Genomic DNA, 21,451 nt, shown 5'->3' with positions numbered 1-21,451 from the left:
CATGGGAGGGAACCAAAGCATGACCCGGACGCTCGCCAATCTCGTAACCGTTTCAGCCCTCGCTCTGTCGGTAACGCTCGGCGCCGGGGCGGCGCAGGCCAAGGACTTCCTGCTGGGCTCCGAACTGCCGCTGACCGGCAGCCTCGCCCGCGTCGGCCAGGGCATGCATGAGGGCATCTCCGTCGCCGTCGAGATGGCGAACAAAAGCTATGCCGGCAAGCACAGCTTCAAGGTCCAGACCATCGACGACGAGACCTCCCCGGCCAAGGGCGTGGCGGCGGTGGAGAAGCTGGCCGGAGACGGGGTGGTGGCGATCACCGGCGGCTACGGATCCAACATCATCGGTCCGGCATCGGAAGCGGCGCAGAAGGCCGGGCTGGTCTACATCACCTCGGGCGGCGTCTCCCCCGAACTGACCCAGCGCGGCTATCCCACCTTCTTCCGCATCAACAACACCGACGGCTACGCGCTCGCCATGATCGGCATGTTGCAGGAGATGGGCGCCAAGAAGGTCTCCATCGTCTATCTGAACAAGGATGCCACCAGCAGCCTCGCCAAACAGGTCAACAGCGCCCTGGCCGCCAAGGGCGTCACCGTCGGCATGCACGAGTTCGACGGCTCCACCAGCGACTTCAAGCCGCTGATGAACAAGGTGAAACTCCAGGACCGTCCCGACGTCATCGCCATGGTCGGCTACGAGAACGACTATGTCGGCATCCTGCGGGCAGCCAAGGTGCTGAAGCCGCAGGTCAAGGCGATGGTCGGCGTCTGGTCGCTCGCCACCGCGCAGATGGCCAAGGAATTCCCCGACCTGATGGAGACCGTCTACGGCACCTCGATGCTGCCCTACCCGGTGGAGTTCACCCAGCCGGAGGCGGTGGAGTTCGCCGCCACCTACAAGACGCTGTTCAACAAGGATCCCGACTATCTGGGCCAGTTCGGCTATGTCCAGACCCGCCTGCTGATCGACGCCGTCGTCCGCGCCGACGAGGCCGGGACGCTCGCCAAGGGCGGCTTGGCCGACGAGCTGCGCAAGACCGACGCCAACACCCTGATCGGCCGCGTCACCTTCGACAGGAACGGCGACAACCTGAACTTCACCCACCGCATGGGCCAGCACCAGGGCGGCAAGGTGGTTTTGGTCTGGCCGAAGGACGCCGCCAACGGAACGATGAATTTCCCGGCAGTGCCCTGGTGAGCGAGACCGCCTTTCCCAAGCGGGGAAAGGGGATGAGGCCACCTCCAACAGGGGGCAACCCATGTTCGAACTGACGCTCCAGGCCCTGTTCTCGGGCCTGCTCGCCGGCGGCTATTACGCGACCGTCGCGGTCGGGCTGGCGCTGGTGTTTGGGACCATGCGGGTCATCAACCTCGCCCATGGCGAGTTGGTGCTGCTGGCCGCCTATGTCGCCTATGCGGCGGAAACCACCTATGGCATCAACCCGGTGATGGCGATCCCGGTGGCGCTGGTGATCGTCGGGACGGCGTCTGCCATCGTCTATGCGCTGCTCAGCCGCATCCGGCAGGTCCGCGAAATCAACTCGCTGATCCTCACCTTCGGGCTCGGGATCATCCTGACCAACGCCATCCTGTCGATCTGGAAGGCCGACATCCATTCGACCTCCGATCCCTGGTTCCAGGATTCCCTGGTCGTCGCCGATACCCTGTTCGCGATGAATGCGGAGGTCGCGTCCTTCGTCGGCGGGCTGGTGCTGATGGCCGGCGTCTGGTGGTGGCTGAACCATTCCTGGCAGGGGCGCGCGGTGCGGGCGCTGTCGTCGAACCGGGCGGCAGCGACGCTGATGGGGGTCAACCCGCGCAAGATCGAGATCCTGTCCTTTTTGATCGCGGCCCTGCTCGCCACCTTCGCCGGCTTCGCCATCTACACCGGCAAGACCGTATTCCCGGCGCTGGGCCATGTGCTGACGGTCAAGGCCTTCATCATCACCGTGCTGGCCGGGATGGGCTCGATCCCCGGCGTGCTGATCGGCGCCGTCATGATCGGGGTCATCGAATCGCTGACGGTCACCTACCTGTCGGCCTCGTTGCAGGAGCTGGCTGGAATGATCCTGTTCCTGGTCGTGCTGTTCGTCTCGCCTTCGGGCCTGTTCGGCGGCGGGAGGGCACTGGCGCGATGAGCAATCCTTCGATGAACCGCATACTTCTGGCCGCGGCCCTTGCCGCCGCCTATGTCGGCATGCCCCTGCTGTTCGGCAGCAACGCCTATGTGCTGGGGCTGATCGTCGCGGCGCTGACCATCGCCGGGGTGGCGGTGGCCTGGGCGCTGCTCGGCAATCTCGGCGGCATGGTCAGCTTCGGCCACGCCGCCTTCTTCGGGGTGGGATCCTACACCTCGGCCGTGCTGGCGATGAAGCTGGGGGTGCCGGTCTTCGCATCCATGCTGCTGGGCGGGGTGGGGGCGGCGGTGTCGTCCATCGCCATGCTGCCGGCGCTGCGGCTGCGCGGGCCCTATTTCGCCCTCGCCATCCTCGCCTATGCCCACATCTTCCAGATTCTGGCGACCGAGATGACGCCGGTCACCGGCGGGGCCGGCGGGCTGCTGTCGATCCCGCGTTTTCCGAAAATCCTGGGCTTCGATTTCGGCGAGAAGCTGGGCGGCTACCTGATCGTCCTGACCATCGTCGTGCTGGCGGCCCTCGCCTATGACGCCATCCGGCGCAGCAGCTGGGGCCTCGCCCTGAAGGCGATGCACGACACCGAGGTGGCGACCCGCGTCGTCGGCGTGCCCAGCACGCACCTGAAGGCGGCGATGCTGGTGCTGTCGGCCTTCATCACCGGGGTGGTCGGCGCCTTCAACGCGCATTTCATCAGCTTCCTCGACCCCGACTACGCCTTTTCCAGCGGCTGGACCGTGTTGCCGATCGCCGCGGCGATCTTCGGCGGCTACCGCACGGTGTGGGGGCCAATGGTGGGGGCACTCGCGATCTATCTGGTCGATCAGCTGCTGTTCAAGCCGATCCTGCCGCACGGTCATCAGATGATCCTGGGCGTGCTTCTCTGCGCCATGATCCTGTTCAGCCCCGGCGGCCTGATGCCGGCCTTGCGCCGCCGCCCGGTGAAGGAGAGCCGCCATGCTCACGCTTGAAGGCGTCCAGGTCAATTTCGGCGGCGTCCAGGCGCTGAAAAGCGCCAGCTTCTCCGTCGCGGAAGGGGAAAGCATCGGTCTGGTCGGCCCCAACGGCGCCGGCAAGACCACGCTGTTCAACGTCATCTCCGGGGTGGTGCGGCCGACCGCCGGGCGGCTCGACTTTCGCGGCACCTCGCTGCTGAAGCTGCCGGACTGGAAACGGGCACGGCTCGGCATCGGCCGCAGCTTCCAGATCCCGCGACCCTTCGGCCATTGCACGGTGCGGGAGAACCTGCTGGTCGCCCAGCGCTTCGGCGCTGGGAAAAAGGACCCGAAGCGGATCGACGAGATCCTCGACATCCTGAACCTGCGCGACAAGGCCGACCGCGACGCCACCAACGAACTGGCCCTGACCGAGCACAAGGCGCTGGAGGTCGGCAAGGCATTGGCGACCGAGCCGAGCCTGCTCCTTCTGGACGAGGTGCTGGCCGGGCTGGAAACCAGCAGCAAGCGCGCCTTCATGGAACGGCTGGCGGCGGTGCGCGACCGCTACCGCCTCGCCATGGTCATCATCGAGCATGACATCGCCACCATCGCCGCGCTCTGCCCGCGGGTGCTGGTGCTGAATTTCGGCCAGATCATCGCCGACGGCTCCCCCGGCGCGGTGTTCCGCGACCCGGAGGTGATCCGCAGCTACACCGGCGAGACCACCCTTGCGGAGGCGTCATGACCAACGCGCTCGACATCCTGGCGCTGCGCGCCGGCTATGGCGCGATCAACGTGCTGTGGGACGTCTCGCTGTCGGTGGAGGCCGGCAAGACGACGGTGATCGTCGGCCCGAACGGCGCCGGCAAGACCACGCTGCTGCGCGCCATCATGGGGCTGGTGCCGGCCACCTCCGGCGACATCCGCGTCGACGGGCAGAGCCGCAAGGCGGCAAAGACCTGGGACCGGGTGGCCGACGGGCTGGTGATGATCCCCGAGGGCCGGATGATCTTCCCCGACATGACGGTGGAGGACAACCTGATGATGGGTGCCTTCCCGCGCGGCTGCCGCAAGGACTGGAAGCGCAACAGGGCGATGGTCATGGACATGTTCCCGCGGCTGGCCGAACGGCGCGGGCAGATCGCCGGCACCCTGTCGGGCGGCGAGGCGCAGATGCTCGCCATCGGCCGCGGCCTGATGGAGCAGCCGCGCGTCTGCCTGATCGACGAGCCGTCGCTCGGCCTCGCCCCCGTGGTGGTCGACGAGATCTTCCGCATCCTGGCGCGGCTGCGGGCGGAGGGGCTGACCATCCTGCTGGTGGAGCAGAACACCAGCCGCGCCCTGAAGATCGCCGACCATGTCTATCTGATGCAGTCGGGCAAGGTCGTGCTGTCCGAACGCGGCGACCGGGTGGACCTGGACCGCCTTCACGCGCTTTACTTCGCACACGAAACAGCCGCGTGATGGGACAGGGTATGGACGATTTGCTGAACGGCGAGCCGGAATCGGGCTTCCAGCGCCTGCTGGGCTACGCCTTGAGTCGCTGGGAGGAGGGCGAGGCGGAGCTGACGATGGCCATCGACGACCGCCACCTGAACCGGGCCGGCGTGGTGCATGGCGGGGTGCTGGTGACGCTTTTGGACACGGTTTCCGGATTCTCGGCAACATACTGTCCCTTCCCCGGCCGGGTGCGGCGGGTGGTGACGCTGTCGCTGTCGACGAGCTTCCTGGGTCAGGCGCGCACCGGTACGCTGATCGCCACCGGCCGGCTGCGCGGCGGCGGGCGCAAGATCATCGGCGTGGCGGCGGAGATCCGCCACGGCGACACCGGCGCCCTGATCGCCACGTCGGAAGGCATGTTCAAATACCGGCCGGGCAGCGAGAACCGGGAGGGAACCGAACTATGAGCGGACAATTGACCGTCGCGCGCCAGGGCCGCGTGATGGTGCTGACGATGGACGACGCGGCCACTAAGAACGCGCTGGGGCCGGAGATGATGGCCGCCGCGCGCGACGCGCTGGTGCAGGCGGCGGAGGATCCGGGGGTGGGAGCCATCGTCCTGACCGGGGCCAACGGCACCTTCTGTTCCGGCGGCAATTTGGGCCGGCTGCTCGGCAACGCCAAGGCCGATCCGGAGGTGACCCGCGCCAGCCTGGAGCGCTTCCATGGCTGGACCCGCGCCATGCGCGCCTGCCCCAAGCCGGTGATCGCCGCCGTCGAGGGAGCCGCCGCCGGAGCCGGCTTCTCGGTGGCATTGGGGTGCGACCTCATCGTTGCGGCGGAGGATGCCGTGTTCACGCTCGCCTACGTGAAGGTCGGTCTCAACCCCGACGGCGGGGCGTCGGCATTCCTGGCCCGTGCCGCGACGCCGCAGTTGGCGGCCGAGATCATGTTCGAAGGCGGCAGGATCGGCGCGGCACGGCTGGCCCAGCTCGCCATCGTCAACCGGGTGGTGGCGCCCGGCGCCACGCTGGCCGAGGCGCTCGCCTGGGCGGAGCGGCTGGCGGACGGGCCGACGCTCGCCATCGGCCGGGCCAAGCGGCTGATCGAGAGCGGCTTCGGCGCGCCCGACGACCAGCTCGACCGCGAGGCCGCCTTCTTCGTCGAGGCCCTGCACGGGGCGGAGGCGGCGGAGGGCATCACCGCCTTTTTCGAGAAGCGCGCGCCGAACTACCCCCGTTGAAAACCTGCATTCGCGGGCAGGCTTATCGTCAGGCCAGCAGCGACAGGGTGGGATCGGGCGGGGTGGGGGCGGCGTTTTCCAGGGCGCGGACGATGTCCGACGGCGCCCCGGTCAGCCGCAGCGGCTCCGCCCGTCCGGCGAAGTACAGGTCGGTGCCGCCGTCGCCTGCGGTGCGCAGGTAGGCGACGGCGATGGGGTTCACCAAAACGGTTTCCCCCGATGTGTCGGTCATCTCAACAAATGCCATTGCGTGTATCCTCTCTCGCGTCCGGGTAAAACGCTCTGCGATGGTGTATGTTTCCAACCCGGACGTTCAGTAGGGCGCCATGACCGGAAGGGAGTACCCCTTCGACCTCTTGAACGGAGCGGAACCGCGACAAACATGGGCGGTTCAGTTGATCGAAGCCGAACAGGCTTCGGAAACCGGACGGAACGGGCTATAAGCCCGCACCGTCATTCAAGGGAGCATGCCGTCTTGAAGGTGCTTGTCGTCGAGGACGATCCGCTGATCGGTCCGGCCGTGAAGGCCGTTCTGGAGAATGCGGGCTATACCGTGGTTGGACCGCTGCGCGATGCCGCCAAGGCTACGCGGGTCGGTGCCCGCGAATGTCCCGAACTGGCGCTGGTCGACGTCAATCTCGCCGGTGGGGAGAATGGCTTGGTCCTGGCCCGTCGCCTGTGGGAAGAGAATGGCATTCCGTCGCTGCTGATGACCGGGTTCGATCACCATGCCGCCGAAGCCCGCGCCTTCGCCATGGGGCTGCTGCGCAAGCCGGTGATGCCGGACGCGCTGGTCCAGGCCGTCGGCGCCGCCGGGGAAATCCTGGGCGGCCTGCGCCCGTCCTCCACGCCGGCGGCGCTGGAGATCTTCCATGGCTCCGCCGCCATGGCCGCCGGCCTGCCGAAGGCGCGCACGGCCTGACCGTTCACAGTCGTTGAGAATCCTGGAAAAGCGCCCGCCCCTCGGCGGGCGTTTTCGTTTCCGGCTGCCGCGCGATCATTCCGGACCGGGCCTGTTGGTGTGATGGCAAGCGGGGACGAACCGGACCCCACCGACAAGTTTTCGGCCCGCCGCCATTCGGCGTTGACGGGCCGCCCAGAGATAAGGAATCCCCATGAAGAGCGTGATGATCGGCGCCGCCACCGCCCTGGCCCTGATGGCCGCCCCAGCCTTCGCAGAAAGCAGCGGTTCGATCTCCGGTAGCCCCGCCGCGAACAGCGCCGGATCGAGCACCAATTCCAACCAGACCAACCCTCCCTGCACGTCGAACAACCAGCTCGGCTGCGGCAGCATGGGCGGCGTGGACAGCAAGAGCGGCGCCACCAGCGGCTCGTCGTCCAGCGGATCTACGATGGGCAGCGGGTCGATGACCGGTTCCGGCTCTTCCAGCTCGACCAACGGCACCGGCGGCAACAGCCTGGGCAACAGCGGCTCGATGGGCACCGGCTCCGACGGTCCGGTCGGCACGCAACAGCCGTCAGGATCCATGGGCGGTTCGATGGGTGGCGGTTCGTCCACCGGCACAAGCAGCACCGCCCGCTGATCCGGGCGGTCCGGGCATGAGGAAGGGCGCGCGGTCAGCCGCGCGCCCTTTTCCGTTCCAGGCTGGCCGTCAGCCCTTGGCGGACAGCAGGGCCACCGGCAGGTCGGCGAACAGCGTCGCCGCCATCACCGCATCGCCACCCTCGACCTCCGCCCCCGTCAGTCGGTTGCGCCAGCCGGTGCCGCGCGGCAGCGGGATGGCGGTGTTGCCCCAATCGGGCTTTTCGCCCAGTTGCCCGACCAGCCGCGGCACGGCCACCACCACGGTTTCGTCACCGGTGCGGCGGGCATAGGCCACCACATGGTCGGCACGCTCGCCGGTCGCCTCCAGCGGCAGATACTCGCCGGCGCTGAAGACCTCCGGCATCTCGCCACGGACCGCCAGTGCCTGACGGGTCACCGCCAGCTTCACGGCACCGTCGGTCCAGCGTTCCAGCAGGCCGGCAACCGTACCACGTTCCACGAGGCCCTCGACCTCCTCCAGCAGCGTGCGGCAAGCGTCATAGTCCACCGGCAGCCGGTTGTCCGGATCGACGAGACTGAGGTTCCACAGCTCGCACCCCTGATAGATGTCGGGCACGCCGGGGCTGGTCAGCTTCAGCAGGGCCTGGGAGAGGCCGTTGACCATGCCGATGCGGGCCAGGGACGCCTGGAAGGGCAGGAAGGACTCCAGGAAGGCGTTCCGGCGGGTCACGTCGAGGGCATCATGGATGAAACTGACGACCGCCCCTTCATAGGCTTCGTTGGGCGCGGCCCAGGTCGAGTGCACCTTGGCCTCGCGCATCGACTTGGTCATGGCGCCGACGATGCGCTCGGCGAAGGCCGTCATCGCCGGCTGTTCGATCCGGTCGACCGACGCGCCGGTCAGTTCCGCCGGCCAGGCGCCGAGCAGCAGCTGATAGAACAGATACTCGTCGTTGCGGTCGGGCGGGGCGGTGCCCTCCACGTCGCCGCGGCGGGCGCGCAGCAGCCGGCTCCAGGTCTGGACCTGCCGCTCCCACTCCTCCGGCATCTCCGACAGGGCGTAGAGGCGGGCTCGGGTGTCCTCGCCGCGCTTGGTGTCGTGGGTCGTGCTGGCCAGCATGTTGCCCGGCCAGTTACGGGCCCGGTCCTGGTTGGCGCGGTGGAAGGCGGAGACGCTGACGCCGAAATGGTCGGGATGGCCGCCGACCTCGTTCAGCGCCACCAGCCGGTTGTAGCGGTAGAAGGCGGTGTCCTCCAGCCCCTTGGCCATCACCGGCCCGCTGTATTGCTGGAAGCGCATGGCGAAGCGGGTGACCTGCCGGTGGCTGTAGCCGCTCTTGGGAGCCGCCACCAGATCGGTGGTCAGCAGGCGTTGCAGGAAATCATAGACCGAACCGTCCGGCCCCTGCTCGACCCGCCGGGCCTGGGAGATCGCCCAGTCGATGTCGCGGCGGTCCAGATCGCTCGGCACGCCGCCGTCGACGTAGGTGCGGTAGACGGGGAAGCGGGCGATCGTCTCCTTCAGCGCCTGATGCAGGATGTTGGCGGTGAAGTCGGCGGTGGCGGGGTTGGAGCGGGCGATGCGCGCCGCCTTGCGCGACAGCACGTTCAGCTCGCTCGCCATTTCGCTTTCCATGATGCGGATCTTGCACTGCCGCACCACCTCTTCGAAATTGTCGTGCCGTCCGATGAAGTCGCCATAGAGACGGGTGAAGGCCTCCTCCGCCTTGGGATCGACGAACAGGCCGCCCATCAGGTTGGCGTATTCGTAGCCGGTGGTGCCGTCGATGGGCCACTCCTCGCGCAGCCGCTCATGCCGGGCCAGGATCTTCTCCACCACCAGATAGAAGGGCTTGGAGGACGCCGCAACCAGCCGCTCGCAATAGCCCTTGGGGTCGATCAGCCCGTCGATGTGGTCGATGCGGATGCCGTCGAGCGTGCCGTCCGCCACCATCCCCAGCACCATGCGGTGGGCGACGTCGAACAGCTCCGGCTCGTCCATGCGCAGGCCGGCCAGCTCGTTGATGTTGAAGAAGCGCCGGTAGTTGATGTCGTCGGCCGCGACCTTGAAATAGGCGACGCGCCAGTTCTGGCGGCCGATCAGCTCATGCAGGTGGCCCCAGCTGTCGATCTCTCCCTGATAGCCGCGGAAGACGGACAGCCGCTGGGCAATCGCATCGGCCACGTCCGGCCGGGTCGCCACCAGCGTCGCCAATTCAGCCTTCTGAACGCCGGCCCGCGCGATCTGATGGGGCCGGGCGTAGGCAAGATGGGCGAATGCATCGCCGATGCGCTCCAGATCCGGGTGATCGTTGCCCAGGATGGTGCCGTAATCCTGCGGCCGCACCGGCAGCTTGTGGCTGTCATAGGCCCAGACGGCGAAGCTGCCGGTTTCCGGATCGAAGCGCAGATCCAGCCCGCCCGACACCAGCACCGCGCCATACTGGTCGCCCAGGAAGGGCACCAGAAGCTTGCCCTGGAGATAGCGGTAGTCGGATTCCCATTCGATGTCGAAATACCCGGCATACGGGCTTTCCGGCCCCCACTCCAACACGTTCAACCACCATTCGTTGTCGGAGCCGCCGACCCCCATATGGTTGGGAACGAAGTCCAGAATCTGGCCGAGCCCGTTGCGCTTCAGCGCCTCCACCAGATCGCGGAAGTCGTTCTGGTCACCGACCTCCGGGTTCAGTTCGTTGTGGTTGACGATGTCGTAGCCGTGGGTGCTGCCCGGCCGCGCCTTCATGTAGGGGGAGGCGTAGAGATGGCTGACGCCCAGACGGGCGATGTAGTCGGCGATGGCGGCGGTGCGGTCGAAGCCGAACTCGCCATTCAGTTGGACCCGGTACGTCGCACGAGGGATGGGATTGCCGGCGGCGGGGGCCATGGGTGTGTGCTCCTCGGAATGGGGAAGGGCGGAGTGGGAACCGATCAGGGACTTAAGCGCGGACGGGGGCGGAGGACGGACGCGCCGCCGCCAGGATGTCGGCGACCGCCGCCGGTTCCGGCGCGTCGGCCAGCTCCTCCAGCGTCATCGACAGCTTGCGGCGCCAGTTGGGGTACTGGTCGGTGGTACCGGGCAGGTTGACCTGATCGCGCTCGCGCGTCAGGTCGTCCAGCTGCGCGACCGCCAGCGCCGAGTTGGTGCGGGCAAGGAAGGCGTGCACCGCATGGTCCAGCGCCTCGTCATAGGGGCTGTCCGGCGTGAGGCCGGCGGGCAGGGCGATCCCGGCGGCGCGCAGGGCGTCGACCAGGGCGCCGCGGTCGGCCGACCGGCGGGTCTGCTGCTTCTCCTCCTCGTCGTCGGCCGGATAGAGGCCCGTCTCGGCCTTCAGCGTGATGTCGTCGCCTTCCCACCAGCCGCGCAGCGTGGCGAGGTCGTGGCTGCCGACGGTGGCGAGCGCCAGTTCCGGATACTCCTCCGGCCCCTTGAAGGCGCCGTCCTCGGTCCATTCGAAGAAGACGACGCGGTAGCTCAGCACGCCGGCCTCGGTCATCCGCTCGCGGAAGCCCTCCGGCACGGTGCCGAGATCCTCGCCGACGACGAGGCAGCGGTGACGCTGGCTTTCCAGCGCCAGGATGCCCAGCAGATCCTCCATCGGATAGGCGACATAGGCGCCTTCGCCCGGCGGATGGCCGTCCGGGATCCAATAGACATGCTGGAGCGCCATCGCATGGTCAATGCGCAGCGCCCCGGCATGGCGCATGTTGGCGCGGACCAGATCGATGAAGGGCTGATACCCCGCCGCACGCAGCGCCTGGGGATGGAAGGGCGGCAGCCCCCAATCCTGGCCGGCCGGGTTGAACAGGTCGGGCGGCGCGCCGACATGGGCGGCGTCCACCACCGCCTGCGGCGTCATCCAGGTCTCCGCCCCGCTGGCATCGGCCCCGACCGCGAGGTCGCGGTAGAAGCCGATGGCCATGCCGAGTTCGGCGGCCCGCTCCGCCGCCAGACGCAGCTGGTCGTCCGCCAGCCATTGCAGCCAGGCGAAATAAGCGACGCGGTCGGCATGCTCCCTGGCGAAGCGCTCAACCGCCGGGGCCGTCGCATCATGGAATTCCGCCGGCCACCGGTGCCAGTCCGCCTTGCCCTCGGCAGCGAAGCGTTCGCGCAAGGCCTGGAAGGTGGCGAAGCGCTCCAGCCCGCTGCCGCCCTCGCTCCGGAAGGCATCGAAGGCGGCGCGGCGGTCCGGCTTGGCCGACGCCTTGAAACCGGCGAAGAGCTTTTCCAGCATCGGCAGCTTCAGCCGGGACACCGCCGTGTAATCGACGTTGGCCGTTGCGCGGGCCGCCTCCAGCGCCTGCCGGAACGCGGGCGAGGCGGCCTCCTTCCGCACCCCCGCATCGTCGAGGAATTCCGCCACCGCGGTGACGTCGATGTAGAGCGGGTTCAGGAACAGCCGGCTGGCCGGGGAATAGGGGCTGGCATGCTCGGGATTGTCGAGGAACAGGGCGTGCAGCGGGTTCAGGCCGATCACCGCCGCTCCGCGCGCCGCCGCGATGTCGGCCAGCGTCCGCAGGTCGCCGAAATCGCCGATGCCCCAGTCATGCCCGCTGCGCAGGGTGTAGAGCTGCGCCGACAGGCCCCACAGCTTTTCCCCCACCAGCATCGGCGCCGGCAGGTGGCAGCGGGCAGGCGCCATAATCAGGCGGGTCTCCGCCGTGCCATGCTCCGTCTCCACCCGCAACGTGTGGTAGCCGGCCTGGGCCAGCCGCCCCAGCGGCAGGCGGCGTTCGGCATAGGTCACGTCGCCGGCGGTGATGCAGCGGCAGCGCGGCAGGCAGCCGAAGCCGACGACGCCGCTCTGCGTCTCCCCGCTTTCCAGCGTCAGGGTGTAGCGCAGGGTGCGGGTGCCATGGGGCAGGGTGACCGGCACGGTGACCGCCTCGCCCACCCGGCGGACCACCGCCGGGGGCAGGGCGCGGCCATACTCCTCCTCGTCCAGCCGGTCGAGATGGGCGAGTGCTGCGGCCTCGTCCCCCGCCTCCACGCCCATGGCCGACAACAGGGCGCGGACGGTGTCCTCGCTGGCCGTCACGGTTTCCCCGGCGGCATTGTCGAAGGACCGCTCCACCCCCATGCGGTCGGCCAGCCGGTCGAGTGCGGAGGCTTCCTCCAGCCACAGCACCACCGACCAGGGGCCGAGCGTGTCGCCGGTCAGCCCGCCCCCCTCCGTCCACAGCACGCGGCCATTGGCCTCGGGGAAGCCGGACGCCGGGCTGTCGGCCAGATTGGCGAAGGCATGCAGCCGGCTGCCGTCGCCCAGTTTCCAGCAGACGGTGAGGCCGGTCTTGCCGGCGACGCCGTGGCTCGACGCACCGCCGGGAACGCCGTCCAGCCGCGGCACGATCTCCGTCCGCCGCACTGCCAGCGCCCGGCGATACCAGTCGAGCCAGCCGGCGTGCTCCGGTGCCCCGCGGGCCTCCCAGTCCAGCTTGGCCGACTCCGCCGTTTCCGGCGCGGTGGGGTCGGGGATGCGGGCTCGGGCCTCGGGGTCCTGGAATTCGGGGAACTTGGCGAACTCCTCCGCCCGGCCCTTGCGCACCGCCTCGGCCAGCTCGTCGCCGAAATCGCAGAAGAAGGGGAAGGGCTTGGCCGATGCCCATTCCTCGCCCATGAACAGCATGGGGATGCCGGGACCCAGCAGATAGAGGATGGTGGCGGCGCGAACGGCCTCAGGCTTGGCGATGTGGGAAATGCGCTCGCCGAAGGCGCGGTTGCCGATCTGGTCGTGGTTCTGGATGAAGGTGACGAAGGCGGTCGGCGGCAGATGGGCCGACGGCTCCCCGCGCAGCTCGCCGTCGCGGTAGGCCGACGGCTCGCCCTGGAAGGCGAAGCCCTCCGCCAGGGTGCGGCCCCATTTGGCCGGATCGTGGGCGTAATCGGCGTAGTAGCCGCCATCCTCGCCGGTCGCGGCACTGTGCAGGCAGTGATGCAGGTCGTCGTTCCACTGGGCGGAGTGCCAGCGCGGGTCGCCCTCGCGGTGGCGGGTCAGGAAGCGCGCCTGGTTGGCGTCGTTCTCCAGCACCAGATGGACATGGCGCTGGTTCTGGAAATGGCTGTGCACCCGCTCCGCCAGTTCTTCCAGAACATGGCGGTCGCTGTCGTCGATGATGGCATGGACGGCGTCCAGCCGCAGCCCGTCGAGGTGGAACTCCTCCAGCCAGTAGAGCGCGTTGTGGACGAAGAAGTCGCGCACCGGCCCGCTGCGCTCGCCATCGACGTTGATCGCCGCACCCCAGGGGGTCTTGTGCCGCTCGGTGAAGAAGCTGTTGGCGAAGGCATGGAGGTAATTCCCCTCCGGCCCGAAATGGTTGTAGACGACGTCGAGGAAGACCATCAGCCCGCGGGCATGGGCCTCCTGCACCAGAACCTTCAGATCCTCCGGCCGGCCATAGGCGCTGTCGGGGGCGAAGGGCAGCACGCCGTCATAGCCCCAGTTGCGCGTTCCGGGGAAGTCGGCCACCGGCATCAGCTCGATGGCGGTGACGCCCAGCTCGACCAGATCGTCCAGCCGCTCGATGGCCGACAGGAAGGTGCCGCCGGGCGTGAAGGTGCCGACATGCAGTTCGTACAGCACCGTCTCGTGCCAGGGCCGGCCGGTCCAGGCGGCATCGGTCCAGGCATGGACGTCGGGGTCGATCACCTCCGACGAACCATGCACGTCGTCCGGCTGGAAACGGGAGGCCGGATCCGGCACCCCCAGCCCGTCCGGCAGCACGAAGCGGTAGCGGCTGCCCGCCTGCGCCCGCGCGGTGGTCAGGCTGAACCAGCCGTCGCCCTGATTCTCCATCGCCACCGGCTGCCCGCCATCGTCGAGCGACAGCAGGACGGACGCCACCGACGGCGCCCAGAGGGAGAAGCGGACGGAGCCGTCGGCCTGCACCTCCGCCCCGAAGGGCATGGTATGGCTGCGGCGGCGCTCGTCCACCGGGGCGATGCGGTCACGGTCGCGGCTGGCGATCTCCGGCCCGGCATCGGCACGGATGATGGCGGTGACGCCGGCCAGCGGGATCGCCACCCAGCCCGGCCGGTTGGCCAGCTCGTAGCCGACCTCGTACAGCGCCTTCTCCAGCAGGAACAGCTTCAGCAGGGCCGGGGCCGCCTGGGCATCGCGCGGGAAGCCGGGGCAGTCGCCGATGGCGCTACGGTAGCCGTCGAGGAAGGCGGCCGACGCCGCCCCCTCCCACCAGGAGAGCCACGCGGTGCGGGCATCGCGCGACGGGCCGTCGAGACCGGCCGGCATCGCGTCGCGCGCCATGGCGGCGGCATAGGCGATGGAGCGCAGCATCCCGGCGACGTCGCGCAGGATGCAGTGCTTGGCCCGCCGTTCGGCCAGCGGGCGCATCGGCTCGCCTTCGAAATCGACGATCTGCACGTCGCCACGCGACACCAGCACCTGACCCAGGTGATAGTCGCCGTGCAGCCGCATGGCGCTGAGATCGGCGGTCGCCGGGATCAGCGCGTCGATCTGTGCCATCACCGCCGCCTCGCTGGCGGCAAGCGCGTTGGCCTGTGCCGAGATCGCCGGGTCCAGCGCCGGCCCCGCGGCGCGCAGCCGTTCCAGCACGCGCTTGGCCAGCGTGCGCACGCCGCCCGCCCACTCCGTCAGCCGCTCCGCCGTCGCCGGCTCCGGCGTGAAGGCGTCGCCGCCGCCGGGGGTGGCGAGCGCCCGGTGCAGCTCCGCCGTCCGCTGCCCCAGCAGGCGCAGGAAGGCGACGCTGTCGGCATCGCCGGCCTTGGCCGTGTCGCTGTCCTCGAACCGGGCGACCCGGTCGTTCAGGTAGCCGGTGACATGCCCCCAGGCGTCCTTCGCCTCCGGCACCAGCTCCTGCATGACGCACAGCGTGGTGGAGCCGGAGCTGTTGGCCCGCTCGACCCAGCCCAGCAGGGCCGGCGTGTTGGGAAACTGCGCCACCTCTGTCAGGAAGCGGCTGACCTCCAGTTCGGGATGGATGCCGGGCTCCAGCTTGCGCAGGCCCTTCAGGATGGCGCTGTCGCCGATACGGATGGAGGTGTTGGACTGCTCCGCCGTCATCCGGTGCAGCGGGGCGTCGGCGCGCAGCCGGTCGGCCATCGCCTCGCAGGCACGGGTGTGGCCGGCGGTCAGGCCGGCGGACAGCGCCGTTTCACCGGGCACCGTGTCGCGCTTCAGGATGGCGCCCAGCAGCGCGCGGACCACGCCGTCATCGGCATAGCCGTCACGCAGCCGGCCGGGGATCTGCAAATCCTTGGAACCGGCAATCGCCGATGCATCCTCGCCGGTGCCGCGGTCGAGGATCAGGGGAAGCTGGTAGAGCTGAGGGTCACGCCCCGGCGGTTCGACCCGCAGCAGGCAGAGCTGGGCCTGCGCTCCACCGGCCAGAGGCAGCGGCAGGGCATCGACGATGCGCACGACCGGCCGTCCGGCGTCCTTCGCCGCATACCAGCGGCGGGTCAGCAGATGGTCCGGCAGCAGATCGTCCTGGAGGCGGGACAGGATCTCGCTTTCCAGCGGGTTCGCCAGCACGGTCGGCTGGGCATGTGACTGCGGCGCAGTGGGCACGAGGGCTCCTCCCCTGTTGAGCGCTGGGTGGCACGTCGCTCAAACAGCACGGAGGGAAGGAGTTCCCGCACCCGCGAAGCCGTTTCCACGAACGACCGCGCCCTTCTCCCAAAAGAGTTGTCAGACGGTACGCGGATGGTGCGGCAGATGGGCGATGCGGCCGATGCGCTCGGCCACTTGAAGGGCCTCGACCACGTCGTCCAGACGACCGTCGCGCATCAGGTTGTGCGCGTGGGTGTTCAGCGCGGCGACGACGGCCCGTTCATCGGACACCCCGCGGGCCGGCTGACCGTCCGGGTCGAGCACGGTGGCGCCCAGCGCCGCCATGGCCTCCGCGGTCAGGTTCACGGCCTCCGACAGGGCCTCTTCGTCGTCATCCGCGGCGGTCAGGATCGGTTCCAGAAGCTCCGCAAGGAGACGGGGGGTCATGGTGCTAATCCTCGGTGACATTCTCAGGCCGTCCCCTTCGACGTCGGTGCTGCACGGTCTATCGGTACAACAGCCGCAACGAAGGAAAGGTCCGTGCGGCCGCGACCCGCGGCTCGGCCGCACGGGTGGAGACGGCACATGGGAACCGGCAGAACCACTGGCAAGCTTGGGCGTTCGTCAACTGCCCCGATGGGAGAGTTGCAGGACGGGACGGCCAGCCCCTCGGCCGGTTGTTTCGTCAGGTCGGGGAAACCGAGAACCAGTTGGCCGAGACCTGCCACTGCTTCACAGTGTCGAGCGAGAGCGTGAAGCCGTTGCCGGTAACGCCCGATGCCGAAAGCCCGAGTTCGCCGTTGGTGAAGCTGGCCACCACGCCCATTCCGTCCGCGCGGTCCGTGAAGCGCGCCATGATGTCGGACAGGCTGAGCGAGGTGTGATGGAAGCTCAGCATATCGACGCCCGGCTGGAAATCCGTGACCGTCGTCACCGACGTGCCCGACCACAGGACATAGGAGCTGCCGCCGGGCCCCGGATAGGAGGTCCAGGCCTTCGGATCCTGCCAGAGCCGGTTCGGCGGAGAGCCGAGATCGACGAGAAAGGTGTCGGCACCATTGCCGCCGGTGAGGCGGTCGTTGCCGGTCCAGGCCACCAGCGTGTCGTCGCCGTCACCGCCGCTCAGCGTGTCGTTGCCCGACGCAACCCATGTGTAGAAGCGCGCGTCGTTGTACCCGACCGCCAGCAGATAATCGTCGCCGGCGCCCCCCTCCACGACCGCACCGCCGCTGCCGCCGGACCCGCCGTTCAGCGTGTCGTTGCCGGATCCGCCCAGAAGTTGGATTGGGGTGTTGGTGCTGCCGGCGGAAATCCAGTCGTCAGCAGCGCTTCCCGCGATGGTCGGAACCGACGGATCGGGGATCGGATTGATGAACACCCGCATCCGTTCGACGTTGGCCGGCATGGAATAGGTGTAATAGCCGCTGATGCCGTCCTCGATCAGGACAAGCTCGTCGGTGCCCGCATCGGTCGCTTCGGTCACCAGCACGCCGGCGGAATGGACGTAGTAGGTGTCGTTGCCGCTTCCGCCATTCAGGGTGTCGTTCTGCGCACCGTACAGCGTGTCGTCGCCGGTTTCGCCGAACAGCCGGTCGCTGTAGTCGCTGTAGCCGGTGTGGCCGCCGACCATCGTGCTGGTGGAAATGCTGTATCCGTCGATCCCGTCGAGTATGTCGTTGCCGGATCCGCCATTCAGAATCCGGACATGGCCGGGCGCTCCGTCGAAGGCGGTCCAATGGTCGTCGCCATTCAGCGCCGCCATGTCGTTCGGCATGCGGCCTTCGCGCCTGCCGAAGGCGTCGTAATGGGTGCGGGCGGTCATCCAGCCGGCATTCACCGCATCGCGGACGTCCGGATAGGCCTGGAGATACCACGTCTCGTCAAAAGCGCCCGACGGGGCAGGGGGAAGCGGCGGAGTGGGCTTCGCATAGAAGGCCACCCCCTCGTAGCGATAGGTCGACAGGCTTGCCATCACCCCGTCCCGTTCGCTTTCCGAGGCGGTGAAGAAATGACTGCCGGTCGCCGTGTCGAGGAAGCGGTAGACGGGCTGGGAGAATTGATAGTCCGGGGTCGCGGAGACGAGAAAGGCCTGCGGGTCCTCCAGACGGTAATGGTCCGCCATGTTCTGGAGGATGTAGTCCCGTTCGGTGACGCTGGCGGTGTAGAAATGCTCTCCGGTGTCCAGCCTGACGAAGCGGGCCACCGACACCGGGTTGCTGGCGCCGCCCCCCTGCAGGAAGGCGACGCCTTCATAGCTCATGTCGGCCATTCCGGCGATGATGGCATCCCGCTCGGCCGCGCTCGCCGTGTAGAAATGCTCTCCCGTCCTGCGATTGAAGAAACGGAAGGCTTTTGGAATCACCCCGTCCATCGCCGCATCCGCGATTGCTGCCGATCAACCCCCGGTAGGGTGCCGCAACAACCCTTCGGGGACAATGACCATTCCGTTCGCCGAACGGGGTGTAAAGTGTCGCATACCCTCAGTCGAGGAAGTCGTCACGGCTCAGCCCGTAGCGCTTGAGCTTGTCGTAGAAGGTCTTGCGCGGGATGTTCAGCGCCTCGATGGCAGCCTTCACGCTGCCGCGGTGGCGGGCGAGTTCGGCCTGGATCAGCCCCTTCTCGTACAGATCGACCTGCTCGGCCAGCGACAGCGCGGAAGGTGCCGAGACCGGCGCCGGCGCCATATCCTCCAGCCCCAGCACGAAGCGGTCGGCCGCGTTGCGCAGCTCCCGGACATTGCCAGGCCAGTCCTGGCCCATCAGGCGCTGGATCTGCTCACGGCTGGGCACCCGCGGCTCGCGGTTGTAGCGGGCGGCGGCCTGGGCGACGAAATGCTGGAACAGCAGCGGGATGTCGTCGCGCCGCTCACGCAGCGGCGGGATGGTCAGCACCACCACATTCAGCCGGTAATAAAGGTCGGCCCGGAATTTTCCGGCATCCGCCGCCTGCCGCAGGTCGGACTTGGTGGCGGCGACCACCCGCAGGTCGACCGGCACCTGCTCGTTCGATCCCAGCGGTTCGACCACCCGTTCCTGGATCACCCGCAGCAGCTTGACCTGCAAGGCCAGCGGCATGCTCTCGATCTCGTCGAGGAACAGGGTGCCGCCGCCGGCATGCTCGATCCGGCCGACCCGGCGCTTGGCGGCACCGGTGAAGGCGCCGGCCTCATGCCCGAACAGCTCGCTTTCGAAGATCGATTCCGGCATGGCGCCGCAATTCAGCGCGACGAAGGGGTTCTTGCGCCGGCCGCTGGCGGCGTGCAGCGCGCGGGCGACCATTTCCTTGCCGGTGCCGGTCTCGCCGAACACCAGAACGTCGGCATCGGTGTCGGCGACCGCGGCGATGGTGGTGCGCAGCCGCTCGATGCCCGGCGTGCGGCCGACGATGGTCTCCGCCGGGTCGATGCCCCCGGCGATCTGCGCCCGCAGCCGGCGGTTCTCCATCACCAGCCGGCGCTTCTCCACCGCCCGCCGCGCCACCTCGGTCAGCCGGTCGGACGGGAAGGGCTTTTCAAGGAAATCGTAGGCGCCGTTGCGCATCGCCTCCACCGCCATCGGCACGTCGCCATGGCCGGTGATCAGGATGACCGGCAGGTCGGGATCGATGTCCCGCACCCGCGCCAGCAGGGCCAGCCCATCCATCTGCGGCATGCGCACATCGGTGACAAGGCAGCCCGGCCAGTCGCGGCCGACATGGCGCAAGGCCCGCTCCGCCCCGTCGCAGGCCGTCACCTCGAACCCCGCCAGCTCCAGCGCCTGCTGCCCGGCCAGCCGCACCGCGCGCTCGTCATCGACGAAGATCACGCTGCCGGCATCCGCTGGGCCGGCATCCACTGGGCCTGCGGCCTCAGATCTGGACTGGCTCATTGACTCTGCTCCTTGGGAGGCTGCTCCGCGGTGGTGAGACGCAGGGTGAAGACGGCGCCATGGCCGGGCTTCCCGTTGCGGTTGGCGGCGGTCAGGCTGCCGCCGAAATCCTCGACGATGCCATGGCTGATCGACAGGCCGAGCCCCAGCCCCTCGCCGGCCTCCTTGGTGGTGAAGAAGGGGACGAACAGACGGGGCAAATCGGCCTCGGCGATGCCGCCGCCGGTGTCGGCGATGCTCAGCAGGGCTTCGCCCTCGGCCGCGACCAGCCCGATGCGCAGGCGGCGCACCGGACAGCCGCGCATGGCGTCGGCGGCGTTGCCGATCAGATTGACCAGCACCTGCTGGAGCCGCACATCCTCCGCCACCACCCGGACCGGTTGGCCGGGCAGATCGGCCTCGACGGTGATGTCCTCGCGCCGCAGCTTGGCCTCCAGCAGGGCCAGCGCCTGGGTCACTGCGCCCTGCACCGACACCGGCCCCAGCGTGCCGGAGGCGCGGCGGGCGAAGCCCTTCAACTGGCGGGTGATGGCGGCCATGCGGTCGGTCAGCTCGGCGATCTCCGCCAGATTGTCGCGCACCGAGTCCAGCCGCCCGCGCTCCAGCAGAACCACCGCGTTGTCGGCGAAGCTGCGCATGGCGGCCAGCGGCTGGTTGATCTCATGGGCGATGCCGGCCGACATCTGGCCGAGCGCCGCCAGCTTGGCCGCCTGGGTCAGCTCGTTCTCCGCCGCGCGCAGGTCGGCGGTGGCCGCGGCGACCCGGCGTTCCAGCTCAGCCCGCGACTCCTCCTGCAGGGCGATCCGCTCCACCAGGGCCACCCGGCGCAGCGCCACGGCATAGGCGGTGAGCGCCGCCATCGCCACCGCTGCCGCGGCCAGCAGCCCGGCGACCCAGGCATGGGCGGTCACCGGATCCAGGCTGGTCAGGCTGTGCAGGGTCCAGTCGCCGCCGGGCATGGCGACGGAGGTCAGCAGATAGCGCTTTTGCCCGTCCTTCTCCTCCAGGGCGATGCGGTCGGCAGCACCACCGAAGGCCCAGGGCAGCACGTCCAGCCCCTCGCTGGTGCCTTCCGGGATGATCGGCAGGCTGATCGGCAGGCGGCGGGGCAGGGCGTGATAGCGCCAGGACGGCACGTTGGTGATGAAGACCACCCCGTCGCGGTCGGTGACCAGCAGCCTCTCCTGGCCCGGCGTCCAGGCCGATTCCAGCCGGTCGAAGCCCAGCTTCAGCACCACCGCCCCCACTGTGCGGTTTTCCGCCACCACCCGGTTGGCGGTGTAGAAGCCCGGCACCAGCGACGTGGTGCCCAGCGCGAAATGGTGCCCTTCGCCCTGGTCCATCGCCATGCGGAAATAGGGCCGGTAGGAGAAATTCTCGCCCACGAAGCTGGCCGGGCTGTTCCAGTTGCTGGCCGCCACCGTCGTTCCCTTGGCGTCCATCACGTAGAGCGCCAGCGCATCCAGCGCGCGGGCGATGTCCTGGAGCTTGCGGTTCAGCCGGTCGACGGCGCCCGGCGTCGGGTTGGCCAGCAGGGCGCGCACCTCCGCATCCTGCGCCAGGGCGAGCGGTACGGCGGCATGGCGCTCCAGCTCCGCCCGCAGATTGGCGTTGTAGAGCGCCAGCTGCGCCCGCGCGCTCTCCCGCAGATCCTCCTGCGCCAGCGACGAGGCCCAGCCCGCCGCAAGCCCGGCCGCCACCGGCACGCCCAGCAGCAAAGCAGCCAGCAGCAGCCGGCGGGGCCGTTCCAACGCCCGCGCCACCAGCTGCGCCGCCGGCGAAAGCGTCACGGCC

At 68.8% G+C, this 21,451-nt stretch carries 16 protein-coding genes; 9 read left to right on the top strand and 7 right to left on the bottom strand.

Annotation, left to right across the window (positions count from 1 at the left end; translation table 11 throughout):
* Positions 1-19: 19 nt before the first annotated feature.
* From CRT60_RS16970 to CRT60_RS16940, 7 genes are all read left to right on the top strand, one after another.
* Positions 20-1,198 (top strand): ABC transporter substrate-binding protein, encoded by a 1,179-nt coding sequence (locus CRT60_RS16970; protein WP_098737690.1) that lies wholly within the window; start codon positions 20-22, stop codon positions 1,196-1,198.
* Between the two features lie 61 nt (positions 1,199-1,259).
* A complete protein-coding gene (locus CRT60_RS16965; protein ID WP_098737689.1) occupies positions 1,260-2,138 on the top strand; it encodes a branched-chain amino acid ABC transporter permease in 879 nt (292 codons plus the stop codon).
* Between the two features lie 11 nt (positions 2,139-2,149).
* Positions 2,150-3,106 (top strand): branched-chain amino acid ABC transporter permease, encoded by a 957-nt coding sequence (locus tag CRT60_RS16960; protein ID WP_244592547.1) that lies wholly within the window; start codon positions 2,150-2,152, stop codon positions 3,104-3,106.
* A complete protein-coding gene (locus CRT60_RS16955; RefSeq protein WP_098737687.1) occupies positions 3,093-3,818 on the top strand; it encodes an ABC transporter ATP-binding protein in 726 nt (241 codons plus the stop codon). Before CRT60_RS16960 ends, CRT60_RS16955 begins: the two co-directional genes overlap by 14 nt.
* Positions 3,815-4,537, top strand: a complete 723-nt coding sequence (locus tag CRT60_RS16950) for an ABC transporter ATP-binding protein (protein ID WP_098737686.1) — start codon at positions 3,815-3,817, stop codon at positions 4,535-4,537. Before CRT60_RS16955 ends, CRT60_RS16950 begins: the two co-directional genes overlap by 4 nt.
* Positions 4,538-4,548: 11 nt before the next feature.
* Positions 4,549-4,980 carry a PaaI family thioesterase gene (locus CRT60_RS16945; protein WP_167421744.1) on the top strand — a complete coding sequence of 144 codons (432 nt, stop codon included), beginning with the start codon at positions 4,549-4,551 and terminating at the stop codon, positions 4,978-4,980.
* Positions 4,977-5,756, top strand: coding sequence for an oxepin-CoA hydrolase, alternative type (locus CRT60_RS16940; RefSeq protein ID WP_098737684.1), 780 nt, complete (start codon positions 4,977-4,979; stop codon positions 5,754-5,756). Before CRT60_RS16945 ends, CRT60_RS16940 begins: the two co-directional genes overlap by 4 nt.
* A 28-nt stretch (positions 5,757-5,784) precedes the next feature.
* Here the strand turns inward: CRT60_RS16940 and CRT60_RS16935 are convergent, their stop codons facing one another.
* On the bottom strand, positions 5,785-5,988 hold the full coding sequence (locus tag CRT60_RS16935; RefSeq protein WP_244592546.1) for a hypothetical protein: 204 nt from the start codon (positions 5,986-5,988) through the stop codon (positions 5,785-5,787).
* Between the two features lie 249 nt (positions 5,989-6,237).
* On the opposite strand from CRT60_RS16935, the gene CRT60_RS16930 reads away from it, so the two are divergent.
* Positions 6,238-6,678, top strand: coding sequence for a response regulator (locus CRT60_RS16930; protein WP_244592578.1), 441 nt, complete (start codon positions 6,238-6,240; stop codon positions 6,676-6,678).
* Between the two features lie 193 nt (positions 6,679-6,871).
* Positions 6,872-7,300 carry a hypothetical protein gene (locus CRT60_RS16925; RefSeq protein WP_098737681.1) on the top strand — a complete coding sequence of 143 codons (429 nt, stop codon included), beginning with the start codon at positions 6,872-6,874 and terminating at the stop codon, positions 7,298-7,300.
* A 69-nt stretch (positions 7,301-7,369) separates the two neighbouring features.
* On the opposite strand, the gene treY is transcribed toward CRT60_RS16925, so the two are convergent.
* The 6 genes from treY to CRT60_RS16895 form a co-directional block, all read right to left on the bottom strand.
* Positions 7,370-10,150: a malto-oligosyltrehalose synthase gene (gene treY, locus CRT60_RS16920; protein WP_098737680.1), complete on the bottom strand. Its 2,781-nt coding sequence runs from the start codon at positions 10,148-10,150 to the stop codon at positions 7,370-7,372.
* A 52-nt stretch (positions 10,151-10,202) separates the two neighbouring features.
* Positions 10,203-15,809 carry a malto-oligosyltrehalose trehalohydrolase gene (treZ, locus tag CRT60_RS16915; protein ID WP_098737679.1) on the bottom strand — a complete coding sequence of 1,869 codons (5,607 nt, stop codon included), beginning with the start codon at positions 15,807-15,809 and terminating at the stop codon, positions 10,203-10,205.
* Positions 15,810-15,929: 120 nt separating this feature from the next.
* Positions 15,930-16,238 carry a hypothetical protein gene (locus tag CRT60_RS16910; RefSeq protein ID WP_098737678.1) on the bottom strand — a complete coding sequence of 103 codons (309 nt, stop codon included), beginning with the start codon at positions 16,236-16,238 and terminating at the stop codon, positions 15,930-15,932.
* Between the two features lie 238 nt (positions 16,239-16,476).
* Complete coding sequence (locus tag CRT60_RS16905) at positions 16,477-18,162, bottom strand: calcium-binding protein (RefSeq protein WP_098737677.1); 1,686 nt, start codon at positions 18,160-18,162, stop codon at positions 16,477-16,479.
* Positions 18,163-18,271: 109 nt separating this feature from the next.
* Complete coding sequence (locus CRT60_RS16900; RefSeq protein ID WP_098737676.1) at positions 18,272-19,657, bottom strand: sigma-54-dependent transcriptional regulator; 1,386 nt, start codon at positions 19,655-19,657, stop codon at positions 18,272-18,274.
* Positions 19,654-21,447 (bottom strand): sensor histidine kinase, encoded by a 1,794-nt coding sequence (locus CRT60_RS16895; protein ID WP_244592545.1) that lies wholly within the window; start codon positions 21,445-21,447, stop codon positions 19,654-19,656. Before CRT60_RS16895 ends, CRT60_RS16900 begins: the two co-directional genes overlap by 4 nt.
* Between the last annotated feature and the right edge of the window lie 4 nt (positions 21,448-21,451).

Source organism: Azospirillum palustre, from assembly GCF_002573965.1.
GTDB lineage: Bacteria > Pseudomonadota > Alphaproteobacteria > Azospirillales > Azospirillaceae > Azospirillum > Azospirillum palustre.
Note: the sequence above shows the minus strand (reverse complement) of the source record. Positions and strands in the feature narration are given on the sequence as shown.